The sequence below is a fragment of the Paenibacillus qinlingensis genome (assembly GCF_031455095.1).
Classification (GTDB): Bacteria; Bacillota; Bacilli; order Paenibacillales; family NBRC-103111; genus Paenibacillus_E; species Paenibacillus_E qinlingensis_A.
Map to the genome: position 1 here is coordinate 214,163 of NZ_JAVDSB010000002.1, position 17,309 is coordinate 231,471.

The window sequence follows — 17,309 nt, forward strand, 5'->3', positions numbered from 1 at the left end:
TAAAGATCGAAGGCCTGTTAGAACAGACCTTCGATCTTTCTTTCATTTATTTGCTACTTTCTACTAATGTTTTGAATGCATCCAGTTGTTTTTGAACCTCAGCTTGCAGTTTGTCGAAGCCAGCAGATTTTAATTTAGTGCGGAAATCTTCAACAGCTTTGACCGGATCACCCGCTTTACCATAAATAAGGGCAGGCGCCATTTGATTAACCACTTGCGTAACGGCCGTCAATTCGTTATTCACACTTGCTTTATCGAAAACGAACCGACCGTAAGGATATGGCTTTTTAATTTTGTCATAGGAAGCAAATAGATTCTCTTTACCTGCCCAAGTATCTCCTTCTGGAATTTCGTTCTTGTCGATACGGCCACCCCAGAAATTGGAGTAGAACTCGTCTCTTTGAACATCATAGCCATCTGGACGATAACGCTTGCCATCTTTAACTACATATTGTACGCCTTCCATACCATAGTTCATCAAACGATACACTTCCGGATCTTGACGGAGCACCTCATAAACCATCATTGCTCGCTCTGGGTGTTTACTATGAGCACCTAAGGAAGTACCACCATGGGTAATAGACAAGGATACGAGATTGTTACGAGTTGCTGAGAACGGGAATAACTGAAGATCAGATCCTGGCTGCAGTTGATCCATCTTCTTGCGCTCACCGAGGTACGTTTGGGTATGATGTTGATCTATAGAGGATTTGCCTGCCTCCATTAAAGACCTATTATCTCCTTTATAGTTGAGCACATCTTCACGCCAGAAGCCTTTGTCCCCCCACTCCTTCGTCATCTTCGCTAAGTTAACAAAGGTATCATCAAAGACTGGGCTGTAAGCTTTATATTTGTCATTAAAGGATTTACCGAAAATAACATTGATCATGCCTGTACCGATCGGCAACTCAATGGCATCCGTAACGGAATTGACATAACCATTGGCAATCCCTAAGCCTGTACCGTTAGTGTCCCAAGGAATTACACCCGGTTTTTTATCTTTCACGGCTTGCAGATAGGCGCCCAATCCTTGGAAATCTGTAATCGGCTTCGTAATGCCGAATTCCTTCGCCCAATCACCACGATAGAAGAAGCCATGATTGACCCATTGCGTGTAATGGTTCTCTGGAATGATCATAATCTGATTCTTATATTTGGATTCTGCCCAATCTTCTGGAGGTATTTCTTTCCATGTAATTGGCGCATATTGTGGAAGCAGCTTATCCATCGGCATAAAAGCTCCTTTTTGGGAGTTTTGCCAAGTATCCAGCCAATCTGTCGCACCGGTAATGAGATCAACAGGTTCTCCGGAAGCAAGCAAAAGGTTATATTTCGTTTGCCAATCCGCCCACTCCACCCATTTAATTTCCAATTTTGCATTCACTTTCTGTTTCAAAAGGGCATTGACTTTGTCCATGACTTTCTCAAATTGGCCATTCTTCGGTTTATCCCCCAGCATGACATAAGAGATGGCTTGGAATTCGGACGTGTTTATTTTACCTGAACTTGCACCTGCAGTAGCGACTGCCGTATCTGTCTTGCCAGTTCCCTTATCCGTTGCGCTTGTTTCCGTGCTGGATGAACTACTGCATGCTGATAAGCTGACCGCTAGTGTGGCGGCTAACGCTACACTTAACACTTTCCCTTTTCTCTTCACCATTGAACTGCCTCCCCATTGTTATTAATTATGAATACGTCAGCCTTTAACAGCACCAACGGTAATACCTTTAATGAAAAATTTCTGCACCATCGGATAAAACAGAATGACAGGTCCTGTGGCAATAACAGCCGTAGCCATTTTCATGGACTCGAGCGGCATATCACGCGGTTGAATGTTGGAGGAGACGGAAGAATTTTTAATGAAATCAGCACTTGTTACTACGTTGTACAAGAAGAGCTGCAACGGTCTGTAATCCATATCAGGTGAGAGGAACAACAGCGCATTATACCACTCGTTCCAATAACCAAGTGCGATAAACAAGCCAATTGTAGCCAAAGCTGGTGTGGTCATGGGCAGGATCAGCCTCGTAAAGATTTTAAAGTCGCCAGCGCCGTCCATTTTGGCAGATTCGGTAATCGCATGAGGAATGGATCTCACGAAGCTTTTCATCATAATAATGAGAAATGGACTCATGAGCCCTGGCAGCAATACGGCCAAATAATTATCTTTTAGATGCAGCCACTGCGTCATGATCAGGTAGAAAGGGACCACGCCCCCATGAAACAAGGTTGTAAAATAGATGAAGAAAGAGATCCGATTGCGATATGGAAAATCAGGCCGCTGCAGGGAATATCCCGTCATGGCAACGATGAATAATCCGATGCTTGTTCCAATAACTGTGATTGCCAATGTCACGACGTAAGACCCAATAATAACTTTGGGATTCTCAAACACAATTTTATAAGCAAATGTATCAAAAACTCTTGGCCAAAGATTGTAGCCGTGCAGTGTAATTGATTTCTCGGATGTAAATGATGTACCCAGCACAACAAGAAAAGGTACTAAACAACATAGAGCGAATAGAGCAATAAAAACATAACCGAATACTCGAATCCCAACTGAGGATATATCAGATCCCCGTCCACGTGTAATTGCCTGCATCACTGTATACGCCTCCTTACCTAGCACATATCGTGCCTATTAATTTAGAATAATGTGTTCTCTGGTGAGACTTTCTTCACAAACCAATTTGATGTCAGAATAATGAAGAAACCGAAAACCGACTGATACAAACTGACAGCGCTTCCCATTGAGAAGTTGAAATTATTTAGCAATGAACGGAAGACAAACGTTTCAATAATATCTGTCGTATCGAATAAGGCCGTATTATTAGCTCCAACCAAGTTATAAAACAGTCCAAAATTACCTCGGAGAATACCTCCCAATGAGAATAACAGCAAGATAATGAAGGTTGGCTTTAACCATGGAAGAATAATATAGCGGATACGTTGCAGCGCATTCGCACCGTCAATCTCGGAAGCTTCAACAATCTCGGAATCCAAGCCCATTATGGCGGCAAAATAGACGATAGATCCATAACCGGTTGATTGCCACAAATAGGTAATGACGATAATAAACGGCCAAATGGATGGATTCGAGTACGTTTTAACAGGATCCCAACCCATCGATTTGAGCACCCCGTTCAGCAGTCCGTAATCATAACTTAGAATATTGTAGGCAATGAGACCAACCAGTACGAAAGATATGAAGAAAGGTAAAAACATCAATGACTGTGTTAGTTTCTTAAACCACTTTTTGCGCAGCTCATTGAGCAGAATGGCAATCCCTATTTGCAATGAATTACCGATCAGAATAAAAGCCAAGTTATAGGCAATCGTATTGAATGTTAGTTTCCAAAGTTCACCCGAGGTCACAAGAAACTTGAAGTTATCAAACCCGACAAATTGACTTCCGAATATCCCATCGGTGTAGTTGTAATTAATAAAAGCTAGATACAGTCCCGGCATCGGGAGATACGACATAAGCAGAAAAAATAGGATGGCCGGGACACACATTAGGAGTAATGTCCGAAAACTCCACAATCTTCGAAACCGTGACGTACGTCTTTGTATGCTAATGTTAACGCCACTCTGCACATGTAATTTAGCATCTGTATTCATCTTTCTACTCCTTCCTTTTTAAGCCTCTGCGATGGGCACGAATCGTAATGGCTCCAGCCATGCATGCTCGCTGGCTCCTACAGCCTCAAGCAAGATAACCATTTCACTGCCCGAACCCTCCTCCTTGAACCATGGTCCTGGCAAATAAAATGATTCCTCGTTTCCTCCACGAAACTCAGGACGATTTGCTCCCCCTTTGGTCCATAATCGGCCCACCACAAGACCATTAAAGATAACCGTCAGCTTCATATCACTGCCAGAAGCATATACACGCCAGCCTCTGCCCTCGTTGGTATTGCTTAGCGTTCCGTAAAGCCAGGCCAAGTCCCCTGGTGTGAGCGTAACAGCTGCATCAACGGGTGTTGCATTTGCCTTAGCAAGCTCAGCATGTTTCAACAAACCATCTTCCTCACAAGCTGATAATGACCATTTCGTTGCCTTCGTTCCTTCATAGAGATCGATTTGACCGCTTAATGTCTCATAGGATTTCACCAGATACACAGTCAGTATTGCTGTCTCCCCCGCTTCTACATACGGAGTCAGATCAAAGAATGGATTGTGCGGATTTAATTGCCCCAGCGCATGTCCGTTTACATAAATGAAAGCATTAGCAACCATGCCATTCGCATGCAGGACCCATGCATTCGCCCCAGCATTTAGCTTAATTTGTTTCCGGTAACACTCATAAGACGGTTGATCCGCCGAAAGCCAACCCCCCAAGCCAACGATTGGCCATAGGGAATCATCGTGCACAGGGTCTGCGAATATGTCTCTATCTGCGTCTGATTGAAGATGCTTAACGCGCCAATTCCGCCTCAAATCGATCGTAGACGTCACACCTACAACGCCTGTTAAACCCTTGAGCCCATTCAAACTAAGTGCGGGTAAACGCTTATCATGGAAGTTCGTGTGACCCCAAATCTCAACACGCATACGCAGATCACAGTCCCTATCTGAATCTTCTATAAAAGGTAGATAGTGACTTCCGCCACCAGGTGTAACGGTTCCTAGATATGTTGCTCCTGCATAGATAGAAACAACATCACTTGCTTGTTGAATCAAGACACCTTTATACGTTTCCTGCGCTAAAGGCATAGCTAATTCCGAGCTGTACCAAGCAAAGCCACGGTAGACGCCATGCTTTTCTAAGTAGTCCGCCTGATCTCCAAGCGAAATCGTTTCTTCAGCTATCGGTGAGGATGGACTCAACTGGCTCAGCGTCCAATTAACATCAACCTCACGTGGCTCGGTAACTCGATCGATTTTGGTGCTGTAACACATTTGCCCACTATCATCTATGAACGCTAGGAGTAATGCTTGGGAACGGCTAATTCCCACAAGCTCTATGAGACGATCTCCCTCCAAACGGATGAGTACGGAACTGGCTTGCTCCTCTGCCTGAAAGCTGACAGTCAACGACGAACCCTTCTGCTCACACAGCTTCATCGTATTCTTAACAACGTGAAGCTCGGATTGAAATTGGAAGCTGATTTCTCCCTCGTCTTCGGAATGGAAGAAAAATAGCGTTCGATCGTTCGTATGCCTCACCATGGAAAGCTCCGCAGTCGCGTAAACCAGCGTGCCTTCATCTAACCCCCACGTGTGCATGGGAATTCCGATAGGGAGTATCGGACAACGACCAGGCTTGGCAATAAGCGTTGAGTAGCTTGGCAAGCTAGCTTGTTCGGTTGGTAAGTAAGCGCATTCATCTTGATCGGTGACATTGCATAAGAAAAGCAGACACCCGCCTTGCTTCAAGGCTAATTGAAAGTAAGGTCCGCTGTCCTTCGCATCAGGTTCCGCCTCTGCCAACGAGCTGCCATAGACTTGAATCACTTGATACAGCAGTCTCCCCTCAAAAGCCTCGTCTCTCACATGTCCTTCGGGTGTAATCATCCCATGAAAGTCGTAATCGGATGTTAAGAACGAGAGTGGATTCCCCCAATTGTTAATGGCATTCGTGAATCCAATATTGGTCCCAGATGCTTGCAAATAAGGGCCGAGCAATTTGACACCACAAGACAATAACCTACGCAGCAAGTAGTGTGAACGATTCGTCTCCGTCACCAGCAAGGGGAGCCCAGTTTTGCCTAATTCGCTTTTGTAGTGCAGCACTTTTTCTTCCAAAACAGGGTCACGGTCATTGGGATAAAAGTTGCAAGTTGGCACAACTCCTTCTGCTAATCCCGATGCTTCAACCAAGCCGCCCTGTCCCGCACAAGCAATGAGCGGTACAGTAATTCCATGTGCTAACGCCATATCTCGCAAGGCAGAGATATATCCCTTAGGGTCCGTACAAGGATAGAAATCAAGCTCGTTCTCCAGTTGAACAGCAATGATCGTTCCGCCTTGTCCGAATTGATACGACTTCAAGATGGGAAGAATGCGATCATACCAGCGTGCCACATTCTGTAGGTAGTGTTGATCGTTCTGTCTGATGTGCAGGTTGTCTTTGACAAACAAGTAAGCAGGAAGCGCGCCGCCATCCCATTCCGAACAAATATAAGGTCCTGGTCGCGCGATTACCCACAATCCCGCTTGCGAGGCGTCTTGCAAGAACTGAGCTGCGTCCTTCTCCTCGCTGAAGTCCCAATTCCCTTCCTCTTTTTCGTGATAGTTCCAAGGAAAATAAACATCAATGGCATTATATCCATAGGCTTTCACTTTCTGAAGCCGTTCCTTCCATAGTGCCCGAGGTAAACGAAAATAAAATAAAGAGGCACATACTACGATCTCTGGTTTTCCATTGATTCGTAAGGCATCAGCTGATAATTGGACAAATGCTTCTTGGGTATTACATACATTCATGCTTGTAGAACCTCCCTCGACTGAATCGTCAATTCCGTTTATGAAACCCGTTTCATTTCCAACGGTTTGTTAGTCGCTGCTCTATGTAGTTATTATAGCCTCGTGTAAAAGCGCTTACATTAAACAAAACTTCAAGTTTTATCAAAAAACACCGATGTTTACTCCGCTAGAAAATAAAAAAAGCCTCGAATTGTATGTCAATTCGAAGCCATTTACATTCCAAGAATCACAGATTTATTATACAATTCACGGAAGTCGTCGATAATCCTTGACTGTTTTATCCTCTAACTCTTTAAATACTTTGCAAAAGTAAGACGTTTCTTGAAAGCCCGTACGTTCTGCGACTTCATAGACTTTGAGATTTGAATCTCGAAGCAGTTCCTTCGCTTTGCGAATTCGGCAGCGATTGATGTATTCAATCATTCGCATACCGGTTTCACTTTTGAATAAATTCGATAAGTAATTCGTACTGAGATGAAGAATCTCAGCAATTTGAGCTACCGTAATATCTCCCGCATAATGCTCATCGATGTAAGCCATCGCTAATTGGATTTCCTTACGGACAACGGGGCTTCCAGAAGCTTCACCCGTAAGTTGCCGGTTCACATGCAGAAACTGCTGTTGCAACTGCTTCAGAGGCTGATTACTTCGTTCCAATACAGACCTCATTTCCTTACAGCTTTGTTCAACTTCGACCGTGAAGTTGTTCTTCTCTATTGCAATTGTTTTGAATAGGAGCACCAACTCCGTTAAGATCGTCTTTATCTGGCTAACGGGGGGTCTAAGCACATTCAGCGTTTGAAAGAGCTTCTCCGTTTGTATCTGTATCTCTTCAAAATTCCCGCTCTTCATTGCCATAATAAGCGGTTGCAGCTGCACGTTCATACGCGTTATCGTTTCCGTCGCTTCCCTAACCTTGACCGCGGAATACTGGTAGATTTGTTCAACTCCCTCATAGACGAATAACTCCAAGGCACTTTCGGCTTGTTTGTAGAGAAGAGCTAAATCTTTCAAACCGATTCCCACATCGCTAATACCAATTATCGCTGATCCGCTATGTCTCTTCGTGTCCATATAGAGCTGCGAAGCCAATTGCTGCGCCATTTCCACACACTTCCTCTCACTCTTCTCGTGAGGGTAATACGTGATGATGGCTGATCTTTGCTTCGATATCGGAACGATCATCGAATAGCGATTCAGCAGCTCTTTGGATACATAGGCACCAGATTCGCTATGCCCTTCGAGGAGTATGACGATTGATCGTTCTATATGAATCGGGAATTCCATCGCATTCGCTTGATCATTGACTTCCTCTGCCTGAACGTCCCCTAAGAGCAGCTTGCGGCCAAGCATTCCTCTCATTTCTTCAAAGCTGGACGTCCGAAGCTCATCCTGTTTCCTTTTCTGATTGTCCGCAATGATTTTTTTCGACATTTGCTCCAGCAGTTGCTGAAGTGTACTCGGCTCCAAATCATGCTTCAGCAAATAATCCTCTGCACCTAGCTTCAATGCTTCTTTTACGTACCTAAAATCATCGAAGGAGCTTAGCGCTACCATTTTAATCGACGCATCTAACTGTTTCACCTTCTGAATAAGGTCAATGCCACCCATCTCTGGCATCGAAATATCCGTGACAATTAAATCAACATGATGATGTTGAAGTAAATCGAGCGCATGAACGCCATTCAACGCCTCGCCTACAATATGAAACCCATAATCCTCCCATCGAATGATCGACTTGATGGCATATCGGTAAATCGCATTGTCTTCAACGATCATCGCATTCAACATCATTAGGCCTCCTCTATTGGCAGCTTTTTATAGGGCATTCGCAATATTGCCTTCGTACCTAACCCTGGAACACTTTCGTAACTTAGCCCATAACTCTCACCATAGTACAGTTGCATCCGTTCATGTACATTGCGGATACCTATGCCGTTCAAGCCTGGAACGGTCTCTTTCTGGTTCACCCCGCTAAGTAAGTTATCTACTTGATGAGCATCCATCCCCATTCCGTTGTCTTCCACAATCAATACAAGCTGCTCCCCTTCAATGAAAGCCCCTAGTGTGATCAGGCCTAACCCTTTAGACATTTCAATGCCATGAAGAATCGCATTCTCGACAAGCGGTTGAAGAATGAAATAGGGAACCTCACAATCCAGTAAGCTATCATCGATTTCGTTTCTCAGCTGGAAAGCGTCGCCATATCCCATCTTTTGAATGAAAATATAATTGTTCAGTAGATTAACTTCCAGTTCTAACCGATGGAATTCACCAACACGTCTAACCGAAGACTTCAGCATGTCGATTACTGCACTAACCATCCCTACAATCTCCGACTGTTGATTCATATGCGCATACCATTTCACCGTACCTAGTGTATTGTACAGAAAATGGGGATTAATTTGACTTATCAATACTGTAAATTCTGCTTGCTGCTTGGCAATGCGCTCTTTATATACCGTATTAATCAAATCATTAATCCGGGACAACATGAAGTTGAAACGCACAGATAAAATGCCAACTTCATCATTTCCCTGCGGGACAATTCGGACATCAAAATTACCGTCTTCGACTTTACGCATGGTTTGTTCTAATACTTTGATATTCCTCGTTGTTGACTTCGAGAGTTGTATCGCAATCCCAGTCGAGATGACAACAGCTATACAGATAACGAGAACTATAAGCAACACGAGAATACGCGTATTCGACAAGAGTTCGGACAAAGGAATGAAACATAGCACTCGCCACCCCAGTGTAGCGGTTTGTTCTTGCACAAATAAGTGACTTCCTGTTTGAACCGTCTCCATCGTTGCCATGGAGTAATCCCCTTCTTTGAGCTGATAGCTCAAACTCTTGGCAATGAGTTCATTCGTCCCTGGGGTACCGCCACCAGCCAATAATTCATTAAAGGGATTCATAATCACCATATTGTTTTGTTTAATAATGGAGCTGCTATTGCCTAGTGATAAGAAATATTCCGTATCCAAATTAAAAACAAGCGTCCCTAAGCTTTGATCCAGCTGACTAACGTCGACGAAGTCTCGAATGAGGAGCACTTCTTTTTGCTGACGCAAGGAAGGAGACCAGCCTAAATTCACGCCATGCAATTTTAAATAGGCCGATGCCTGATTCGTCTCTTCTGAAATATCCCCTTGCTGATAGGAATGCGTGATGCCTTTTCTATTTTCCCACCAATATACTTGCCCCGTTCGGGTTTGGATCATGATTGAATTCAAGTAGGGAATACTATTCCCATACTGCGCCAGAAGAAATTCCATGCGGCTTCGAAAGGTAGGATAATTGTCTGACGTTACTTTCTCCCCCTGCTCTGCGACAATTTGGCGAATACCGCTGTCACTTAACACATAAACCGATGAATTTAAAGCCTCCTTAGCTCTGTTCTCAATATTATCAGCTACTTGATGAATAACTTGCATGGAAAGATCCCTTGTATTCGATTCAATGAACTTTGTAGAGACATATATCGCGACGCCACCTATGGCGGATGAGATAAATAGGATAATAATCATATTAGACAAGAATATTTTCATGCGGATACGATAATCTTTGATAGGCTTGAAAATCCAGGGGAAACTACTCATGTGCATTACTCCTTATTCGCACGTCATTTTACAGGCTTACGAATCCGATCGAAAGCTTGATCAAGCTCACTTAGGAAGACATCCGTGTTGCGATTCTTATCCAGAGCAAATCTCGTAAGCGCATCCACATATATTTTCTGAAGATCTTGGTTAACGAAGTCGGTCGTCATCTTCGACCAGTCATAGACTTTGGAAGTTTGAATATAAGCTTTGTCCAGTTCTACATAGGTTGGATCGAAATCAGTTGGCAGTCCTTTTATTACAGATAATGCTTTCTTATTCGTCTGAAAATTAAGCCCCATTTCCTTAGAGGCAAATATGTCTAACGCTTGTAAGGCCGCTTCCTTATGGGGAGATTTCGGATTAATTACTATGCCCCCTGTTGATTTTAAAGGGAACTTTGCATCCTCTTGATGCTCCGAATATGGAAAAGCGAATAGGCCAAGATTGCTCGATGGATTCTTAGATTTAACGCCATCTACTGTCCATGTCCCATTGATGATCATGCCCGCTTTGCCATCAGCCAGCATATCTAACGCTTGATTCCAATCTGTTTCGAACGGTTTACTGTTTACATACGCCAGTCGTTCTTCATATCGCTTAAGGACATTTTCGAAATGAATATGATCCTCCTTAAACGTCGTTCGGCCCGCTTCCACATTGGTGATCCAATTGGGCTCAAAGGCATATTGGCTGACCAAGAGGTCCGCAGCGACATCCCAGAGTATCGTCCAGCTATCCTTATAACCTGCCGCGATAGGCGTTATTCCTGCATTCTCCAGCTTGCGGCAATCCAGCAAGAATTCGGACCAAGTCGAAGGCGGGTTAAGGATTCCCGCTTTAGCAAAGGCGTCTTTATTATAAATAACACCCACACCATTTACGTCAATGGGAAGCGCCCATATTTTACCGTCAGACGACTTGACGCCTTGAAGGTATCGTTCATCGATCTGCGAAAGAAACGGCTGCCCTGTTAAGTCCAACGCATATCCACTTTGAATTAAATCTTTCGCAGCCGAAATGGAATCCACCATATAGATATCAGGCATCGTGTTTGAGACCGCCTTAGACCGCAGCAAGCTCATGTAATTTCCAGCATCGACCCCCGTTAGAGCAAACGAATAGGCTGGGTACTTTTTATCGAACAGCTGTGTACCCGCTTCTAACCATTTACGAGCGCCCTCTTCATCAAAATGATGAACCCACGTTAATGTCTGCTCTTTCGGTGTTGGCTTAGGAATGGTCGTCGAAATCTGAGATTCGCAGGCTGTTAGTAGAAGGAGTGATACCCCTATGGGGAGTAAACGAGCACATATTTTCAAGATAAACCTCCTTTTATTCGAACGCTACGCTTGGCTTGCTATCGCTAAGTCTTTATTGTGCACGATGCCGTTAAAAACAATCTCAATTGCCCCTCTCAACGCTTCCTCGTACGTCAAATTGGTTTCCATTAAAAATCGATCTTTCAGCATGCGATCCATTGTGGCTAATAATACTTCTTTGAAAATGAGAGGATTGATCGGTTTGAGGCGTTTGAGCTTGATTCCCTCTTCAATTAATAACAAAGTCGTTTCCCAATCCGCTTGCAAATTGTTTTCTATTTCTACAAAGAGCTCTGGAAATGATTTCTCAATTTCATAGATTCGCCGATAGTCTAGTACAGCAGAGAAGTTGGGCATAATTTGAATAATCGCCATTAACTTCGTAACCACGTCCAGCGATTCATCTGACATAATGCGCTGTTCCTGTTCCTTAATGCTCGTGAATGCTTCTCGAATGAACAACCGAATAATGTCTTCCTTGTTCCCTATTTGCTCATAAAGTGTCCTCTTGGAAACGCCTAGCTTGGCGGAAAGGTCATCCATCGTAAAGCGGATTCCTTTCTCCTCAAATTCCTCGATTGCCGCTTTCATGACACGAGATTTGAAATCCATGTTTTCCCCTTCACTTCCTTAGGAACAGATTATTCTCCCACTAAAATGAAAGCGCTTTTAAAATATGCAAACTAAAAAAACTCATTTCGTTTTCCCAGTTTTCTTTTACTTGTTTACGATTATACACACTTCTATTCAACTAGACCATAGTTAAAAATGAGTAGAGGGAGCCGTCGATTCAAATCGACACTCCCCTTAGATCCTATTTATCGCCGCAACTCCTTTTACAGCATGACACCCGAATTCAATATCCGAACTTCTACTTCCGGACGAATTTTCAAATTCGGATACACGTCCCGCCAGTTCATTTGGCTCCATTCCTTGTAATGGTACCCATGAATATCCCGCCCGAGACCCAGATAATCGCAATTCGCTTTCTGTAACAACTGGATGGTTTGAGTCGCTTGTTTATTGATTTCTTCCGTCAGCATTTTCTCTATACTATCCAACTTTGTTTCTGATAGCGCCTTGTTACTTTTTCCCGAATCTGTCAAGAAAACTTGCATCTCTAGCGGTAAAATAATTTCGCTAATTTTATTATCGTTGGTTTTCACAACCAACTTTCTTTTTGCTTTTTTAATCCATATTTGATAGGTTTGATTATTAATTTCGGTGATAAAAAAGACACTCGTACCCTTCGACTCTTTTAAGAGTAGGGCTAGTTTGGTCTGTGTCGCTGACAAATCGATTCCTGAATAACTGCCATCCCGAAATAAAGCAGATCCATCTAGTTGAACATCATCGTCTTGCATTTTAAGTAAAGGCAATATAGCATCAACGTACGGATCTTGTTTCTCCAAAATAAAACGAAATAACGTAACTGTAGGTGAGTAGTTTAACTTCTGCGCTTCCTTCAACAAGACGACTAAAAAATTAGCGACCGTCTTCCCAGCGATTCTCTGTTTAGCAAGAAGTTCGGAAACATCGCCATCAAATACCGCAACACTCGCATTTAAAGGGGAGTTCGGAATCCTCCCTAATACTTTCAACTCCTCGTCCGGCTTTTCTTTGGCGAATGATTTGCTAAAAATGTAGAGACGACTTTGATTAAACGTTATGCCTCCAGCAATTTTAGAGTCCAAATGTTCAATAGCTGTTGATACACTTTTGCCTTCACCTGTCATTAACTGCATGCTGGGTTTCCCCCCGCCCTGATGCGCTTCATGGAGTGAGGATATGGCAATGCTCATTTTTTTATTGTCGGATTGCTCAGCCTTGTCCAAGCCTATGACATCGATCATCTGCAAATCCTGTATACTGGTCTGATCCCAACATCCGCACAGTATGACCAATAAGAGGAGTGATCCTGCAATCTTTCTCACGCATGCCTCCTCCTCAAACTTGAAATGTGAGAAACGATCAACAAAAGCAAGGGAATAGCTACGACACACATTATTGACGAAATACGATAAGGAGTTCCGCCTATAAGGGTAATGACTTTTTTATCGGGAAACCATATCCCAATCGCATAGCAAATCACGGTAATTATTATGACCCATCGAACATGGTTTCCTTTATGACCTTTCCCGATATGGCTCATTGCTTTTCCAGCCAAAAACAGATATACATACACGGTAGCAGATAGAATCGTAAACCAAAAAACAATAAACACAATATCTATACTTTGAAATAATTGCCAATCATACTGCTTCAATATGAAGACGATCGGTTCCGGCACAATGCTTAATTGTTCTGGCGTGAAGCTTAATGAGCAAATCAAGACAACTGTAAAATAATACAAGGTTGTTAATCCGTTTGCCCATGTCATCGCGCCTAGAATCTTCTTGTTACTATGACCTCGTACGTAAGGGAAGGCATATAAGAGGAGATCATATCCCAGACATGCTGAGAAACCTTGGAAGATGCCTTGCACAAAGGAAGAACCTTGGGTATGCTGCCATAACGGCAGCAGATTGCTAAACTCCGATTGTTTGATCCCGCTGAAGAGAACCAGTAAATAACTGACAACAAGAATACTAACCAGTGATTGGCTAATAAATGTAAGTACACGTAAGGAAGACATTGCCGCATACCCGCTTGCAAGTAAAAATAACAGCAATAGCACCCACCATGGCGTCTTGACCATAACCCAACGATTAAGTATTTCCAAATAGATGAGCGTGACCACGCAAGCAGAATACGTAAAATACAGTGCATATAACAAGGTTAAAGCGGCGCCAATGGGGCGGCCGACACTGCTCTGCAGGTATTGAAAAATATTTTGTGTAGGATATCGTTTCCCTAACCACCAGATCAGCATGATGCCTATTTGTGCGGCAAACCCTCCTAGCAGGACAGCTAGCCAGCCATGGTTCCCCGCATACTTCGCCTCGTCGTAAGGTAAAATTAATACCCTTGTACCAATTTGCGTCAGTATGACAAGGTAGATGAGTTGTAAGTTCGAAATGGAATCTTCTTTCATCATACTTTCACCTTCTTGAGTTTCTGAAACGCTGCTTATTTACTGGAGCTGCTTCCTTGGGCCGCCTTTTTAAACGCCATATCGGTGCCCTTATTATCGTATCTAGTACATCACTGTCCACTAAGGACGGATAAAAGTACGGAAGCCCCATTGTATTCATTCTGCATAAATAAATCGTAAGACAGAAGAACGAAAAGACTAATCCCACTAGTCCAAAAAGAGCGGAAAACAACGTAATTATTAAGTTAATGAGCCTCACGGAACTGCTCATTTCGTAAGAAGGTATGATGAACGAAGCCAGTCCTGTAATCGAAGCAACAATAACGGCCGTATTGGAAACGAGATTGGATTGTACGACCGCTGTTCCGATGACGATACCGCCCACAACGCTAATTGCTTGCCCAATGGGATTAGCTAGCCTTACAGTCGCTTCTCTTAATACTTCAAGTGCGAACAGCATGACGATGACTTCAATCACAGGCTGCAGTGTAATATACTTTAGGGCTCCTTGGATGGTTAAAGCGACAGTCAGTGGGAGTACATACGTTTGAAAGGAAACGAGCGATACATATAGCCCAGGAAGTCCAAGTCCAATGAAAAAGCAGAGAATCCGGAGAAGTCGAAATACACTGCCAATCCACCAACTAATTTGATAATCATCTGGCGATTGAAAAAAGGACCAAAATGAGACCGGCAAGATCGTTACCTCCGGCGCTCCCTCCGCTAAGATCACAACCTTGCCTTCCATTAAATAAGCTCTCGCTCGATCTACCCTTTCCGTTGTCAACAATTGCGGGAACAAACTAAACTTCGTCTCTTGTATGTATTCCTGAATGAATCCAGGTGCTTCCGCGATATCGATATCGATGTTTTGCAATCTTTGTTCAATCACGTTGTTGACGTCCGGATTCGCAATCCCCTTCATGTGAATAACGGCAATTCTGGTCCGTGAAACGCTTCCTATTATAAAATAAGTCACCACAAGATCAGGAGAAGCAATATTTTTGCGAATCATATTGATATTCGTATCCAAATTCTCAATAAATGCTTCATGCGGCCCCCGAAGCACTCGTTCATTCGTAGGGATATTAATGGCTCGCTCTTTTTTCTGCTCAGTTCCAAGCAAGTATAAGGTAGTCTCGCCTTCCTTTTGTAAGACAGTCTGCCCTTTTACAATGGCAGCAATGGCTTCTTGGATATCATCTGATTCTTTCATGACCCTGATCGTGACGACCTCTTTGACAGCCAAATCAGGTCTTAGTGAGATCGGCCTTACGATGTGATCCTGAAAAACCTCCGAATCGACCATCGTCTCCAAGTAAAATAAGCCATATTTACAATGTGCAAAATCCATCGATTTCATAACGAAATCTGTACTATGGGAAACAGCATCTTTCAGCTGATCAAACGTAACTTGAACGGAAGGGCTCGGTTTCATGTGCTGTTCCTTTCCATATACATTGTTATATTTGCCCAATTCTGCTAAACCGTATGCATGATTTTCCATTTCGGACTTACAGAATAATCCATTGGAAAATTGGTGAAATTAACTTCAACATGCTATACTGAATCTAATAACATACTTGCATGAACCGGAGGAGCCTGCCAACAGCAGGCTCTTTCTGCATTTTTAGGGTCATGTCGAAAGGATGACGTCATAAATGGCATTTATTTTACAGTTAATGGTGATTATTTTAAGTACGAAGATTGCAGGCGATGTCTCCGTACGATTAGGGCAGCCGTCCGTACTCGGTAAGTTAATTATCGGTGTATTGATTGGACCTGCCGTCTTAGGATGGGTCCAACCTTCCGAGATTATTTCTGCTTTTAGCAATATCGGGGTTCTCCTACTGATGTTCTTTGCAGGTTTGGAAACGGACATCAAGGAGTTAAACAACAATCGTACTTCTTCCCTATCCGTTGCAGTAGGAGGAATCATTCTCCCTTTACTCCTCGGCTATATCACGGGAATCATCATCGGCATGGAGACTGCCCATGCTTTATTTCTTGGATTGTTACTATCGGCAACTTCTGTTAGTATCTCCGTTCAAACATTTAAGGAGCTCGGTCAATTACAAAGTAGAGAAAGCACAACTGTCCTTGGCGCGGCTCTAGTTGATGATATCATCGTCGTCATTTCATTAGCTGTCATGATGAGTTTCTTATCAACGGAAGAAGTTAAGATGGGAATGGTTATTCTCAAGAAAGTCGTATTCTTTGCGCTAGTCATCCTCATCGGCTGGAAGGTCGTGCCTTGGTTAATGAGAAAACTGTCAGCCCTTCAGGTGACTGAATCCGTCATCAGTATTGGCATTGTCATTTGTCTCTTCTTTGCCTATATGGCCGAGTACTTCGGAGTGGCAGGGATTATCGGTACTTTTGCAGCAGGCATTGCCATCTCTAGAACAGAGTTCAAGAAAGAAGTTGAAAAGAAGCTTGAACCTATCGCTTATGCAATCTTTGTACCCGTGTTTTTTGTAAGTATAGGACTCTCCGTATCTCTTGATGGAATTATGTCTCAATTAGTTCTCATTATTTGTTTAACCGTGGTGGCGATATTAGCCAAGTTACTGGGGTCAGGCTTCGGGGCCAAAATAACAGGATTTAACTGGCGTTCATCTGCGGTTATCGGAGCAGGGATGATTTCACGCGGTGAAGTTGCCTTAATAATTGCAGCTATCGGTCTCGAGGAGGGACTGTTGAGTCAAACGTATTTTACCTCCCTAGTTATCGTGGTCATATTGACTACCTTGGTAACTCCACCATTATTGAAGGCACTATTGAAAAAATAAAGCCGGAATCCCATAACCCATGGAATTCTGGCCTCGTATATTAACTAGTTTTCGTTTATTGGTTGAAACCTCAGCATTTCCTCAAACAAGACGAAGGTTCAAGCAACGCATGGGTTTCCTGCGCCAT

General features: G+C 43.3%; 12 protein-coding genes. 1 reads left to right on the plus strand and 11 read right to left on the minus strand.

Annotation, left to right across the window (positions count from 1 at the left end; genetic code table 11):
* Nucleotides 1-46 precede the first annotated feature (46 nt).
* The 11 genes from J2736_RS08865 to J2736_RS08915 all read right to left on the minus strand — a co-directional run bounded on the left by J2736_RS08865 (nt 47) and on the right by J2736_RS08915 (nt 15,897).
* On the minus strand, nt 47-1,660 hold the full coding sequence (locus tag J2736_RS08865; RefSeq protein WP_310225589.1) for a DUF3502 domain-containing protein: 1,614 nt from the start codon (nt 1,658-1,660) through the stop codon (nt 47-49).
* A 36-nt stretch (nt 1,661-1,696) separates the two neighbouring features.
* Complete coding sequence (locus J2736_RS08870) at nt 1,697-2,602, minus strand: carbohydrate ABC transporter permease (RefSeq protein ID WP_310225591.1); 906 nt, start codon at nt 2,600-2,602, stop codon at nt 1,697-1,699.
* A 44-nt stretch (nt 2,603-2,646) separates the two neighbouring features.
* Complete coding sequence (locus J2736_RS08875; protein WP_397340441.1) at nt 2,647-3,516, minus strand: ABC transporter permease; 870 nt, start codon at nt 3,514-3,516, stop codon at nt 2,647-2,649.
* Between the two features lie 123 nt (nt 3,517-3,639).
* Nucleotides 3,640-6,429, minus strand: coding sequence for a beta-galactosidase (locus J2736_RS08880; RefSeq protein WP_310225595.1), 2,790 nt, complete (start codon nt 6,427-6,429; stop codon nt 3,640-3,642).
* Nucleotides 6,430-6,675: 246 nt separating this feature from the next.
* Nucleotides 6,676-8,223, minus strand: a complete 1,548-nt coding sequence (locus J2736_RS08885) for a response regulator (protein WP_310225597.1) — start codon at nt 8,221-8,223, stop codon at nt 6,676-6,678.
* Complete coding sequence (locus tag J2736_RS08890; protein WP_310225599.1) at nt 8,223-10,034, minus strand: sensor histidine kinase; 1,812 nt, start codon at nt 10,032-10,034, stop codon at nt 8,223-8,225. Before J2736_RS08890 ends, J2736_RS08885 begins: the two co-directional genes overlap by 1 nt.
* A 23-nt stretch (nt 10,035-10,057) precedes the next feature.
* A complete protein-coding gene (locus tag J2736_RS08895; RefSeq protein WP_310225601.1) occupies nt 10,058-11,356 on the minus strand; it encodes an ABC transporter substrate-binding protein in 1,299 nt (432 codons plus the stop codon).
* Nucleotides 11,357-11,380: 24 nt separating this feature from the next.
* Nucleotides 11,381-11,968, minus strand: a complete 588-nt coding sequence (locus J2736_RS08900; RefSeq protein WP_310225603.1) for a TetR/AcrR family transcriptional regulator — start codon at nt 11,966-11,968, stop codon at nt 11,381-11,383.
* Between the two features lie 224 nt (nt 11,969-12,192).
* Nucleotides 12,193-13,290 carry a Ger(x)C family spore germination protein gene (locus J2736_RS08905; RefSeq protein ID WP_310225605.1) on the minus strand — a complete coding sequence of 366 codons (1,098 nt, stop codon included), beginning with the start codon at nt 13,288-13,290 and terminating at the stop codon, nt 12,193-12,195.
* Nucleotides 13,287-14,393, minus strand: a complete 1,107-nt coding sequence (locus J2736_RS08910; protein ID WP_310225607.1) for a GerAB/ArcD/ProY family transporter — start codon at nt 14,391-14,393, stop codon at nt 13,287-13,289. The genes J2736_RS08905 and J2736_RS08910 overlap by 4 nt, the downstream gene beginning before the upstream one ends.
* Before the next feature lie 4 nt (nt 14,394-14,397).
* On the minus strand, nt 14,398-15,897 hold the full coding sequence (locus J2736_RS08915) for a spore germination protein (protein WP_310225608.1): 1,500 nt from the start codon (nt 15,895-15,897) through the stop codon (nt 14,398-14,400).
* Between the two features lie 154 nt (nt 15,898-16,051).
* Between J2736_RS08915 and J2736_RS08920 the strand changes: the two genes are divergently transcribed.
* Nucleotides 16,052-17,182 (plus strand): cation:proton antiporter, encoded by a 1,131-nt coding sequence (locus J2736_RS08920; RefSeq protein ID WP_310225610.1) that lies wholly within the window; start codon nt 16,052-16,054, stop codon nt 17,180-17,182.
* Nucleotides 17,183-17,309: the final 127 nt, after the last annotated feature.

Coding starts and splice junctions, on each gene's coding strand:
- J2736_RS08865 (WP_310225589.1), bottom strand. CDS start 1,660: ATGGTGAAGAGAAAAGGGAAAGTGTTAAGTGTAGCGTTAGCCGCCACA.
- J2736_RS08920 (WP_310225610.1), top strand. CDS start 16,052: ATGGCATTTATTTTACAGTTAATGGTGATTATTTTAAGTACGAAGATT.
- J2736_RS08900 (WP_310225603.1), bottom strand. CDS start 11,968: ATGGATTTCAAATCTCGTGTCATGAAAGCGGCAATCGAGGAATTTGAG.
- J2736_RS08880 (WP_310225595.1), bottom strand. CDS start 6,429: ATGAATGTATGTAATACCCAAGAAGCATTTGTCCAATTATCAGCTGAT.
- J2736_RS08890 (WP_310225599.1), bottom strand. CDS start 10,034: ATGAGTAGTTTCCCCTGGATTTTCAAGCCTATCAAAGATTATCGTATC.
- J2736_RS08870 (WP_310225591.1), bottom strand. CDS start 2,602: ATGCAGGCAATTACACGTGGACGGGGATCTGATATATCCTCAGTTGGG.
- J2736_RS08885 (WP_310225597.1), bottom strand. CDS start 8,223: ATGATGTTGAATGCGATGATCGTTGAAGACAATGCGATTTACCGATAT.
- J2736_RS08910 (WP_310225607.1), bottom strand. CDS start 14,393: ATGATGAAAGAAGATTCCATTTCGAACTTACAACTCATCTACCTTGTC.
- J2736_RS08915 (WP_310225608.1), bottom strand. CDS start 15,897: ATGGAAAATCATGCATACGGTTTAGCAGAATTGGGCAAATATAACAAT.
- J2736_RS08875 (WP_397340441.1), bottom strand. CDS start 3,516: ATGTGTGTCCCGGCCATCCTATTTTTTCTGCTTATGTCGTATCTCCCG.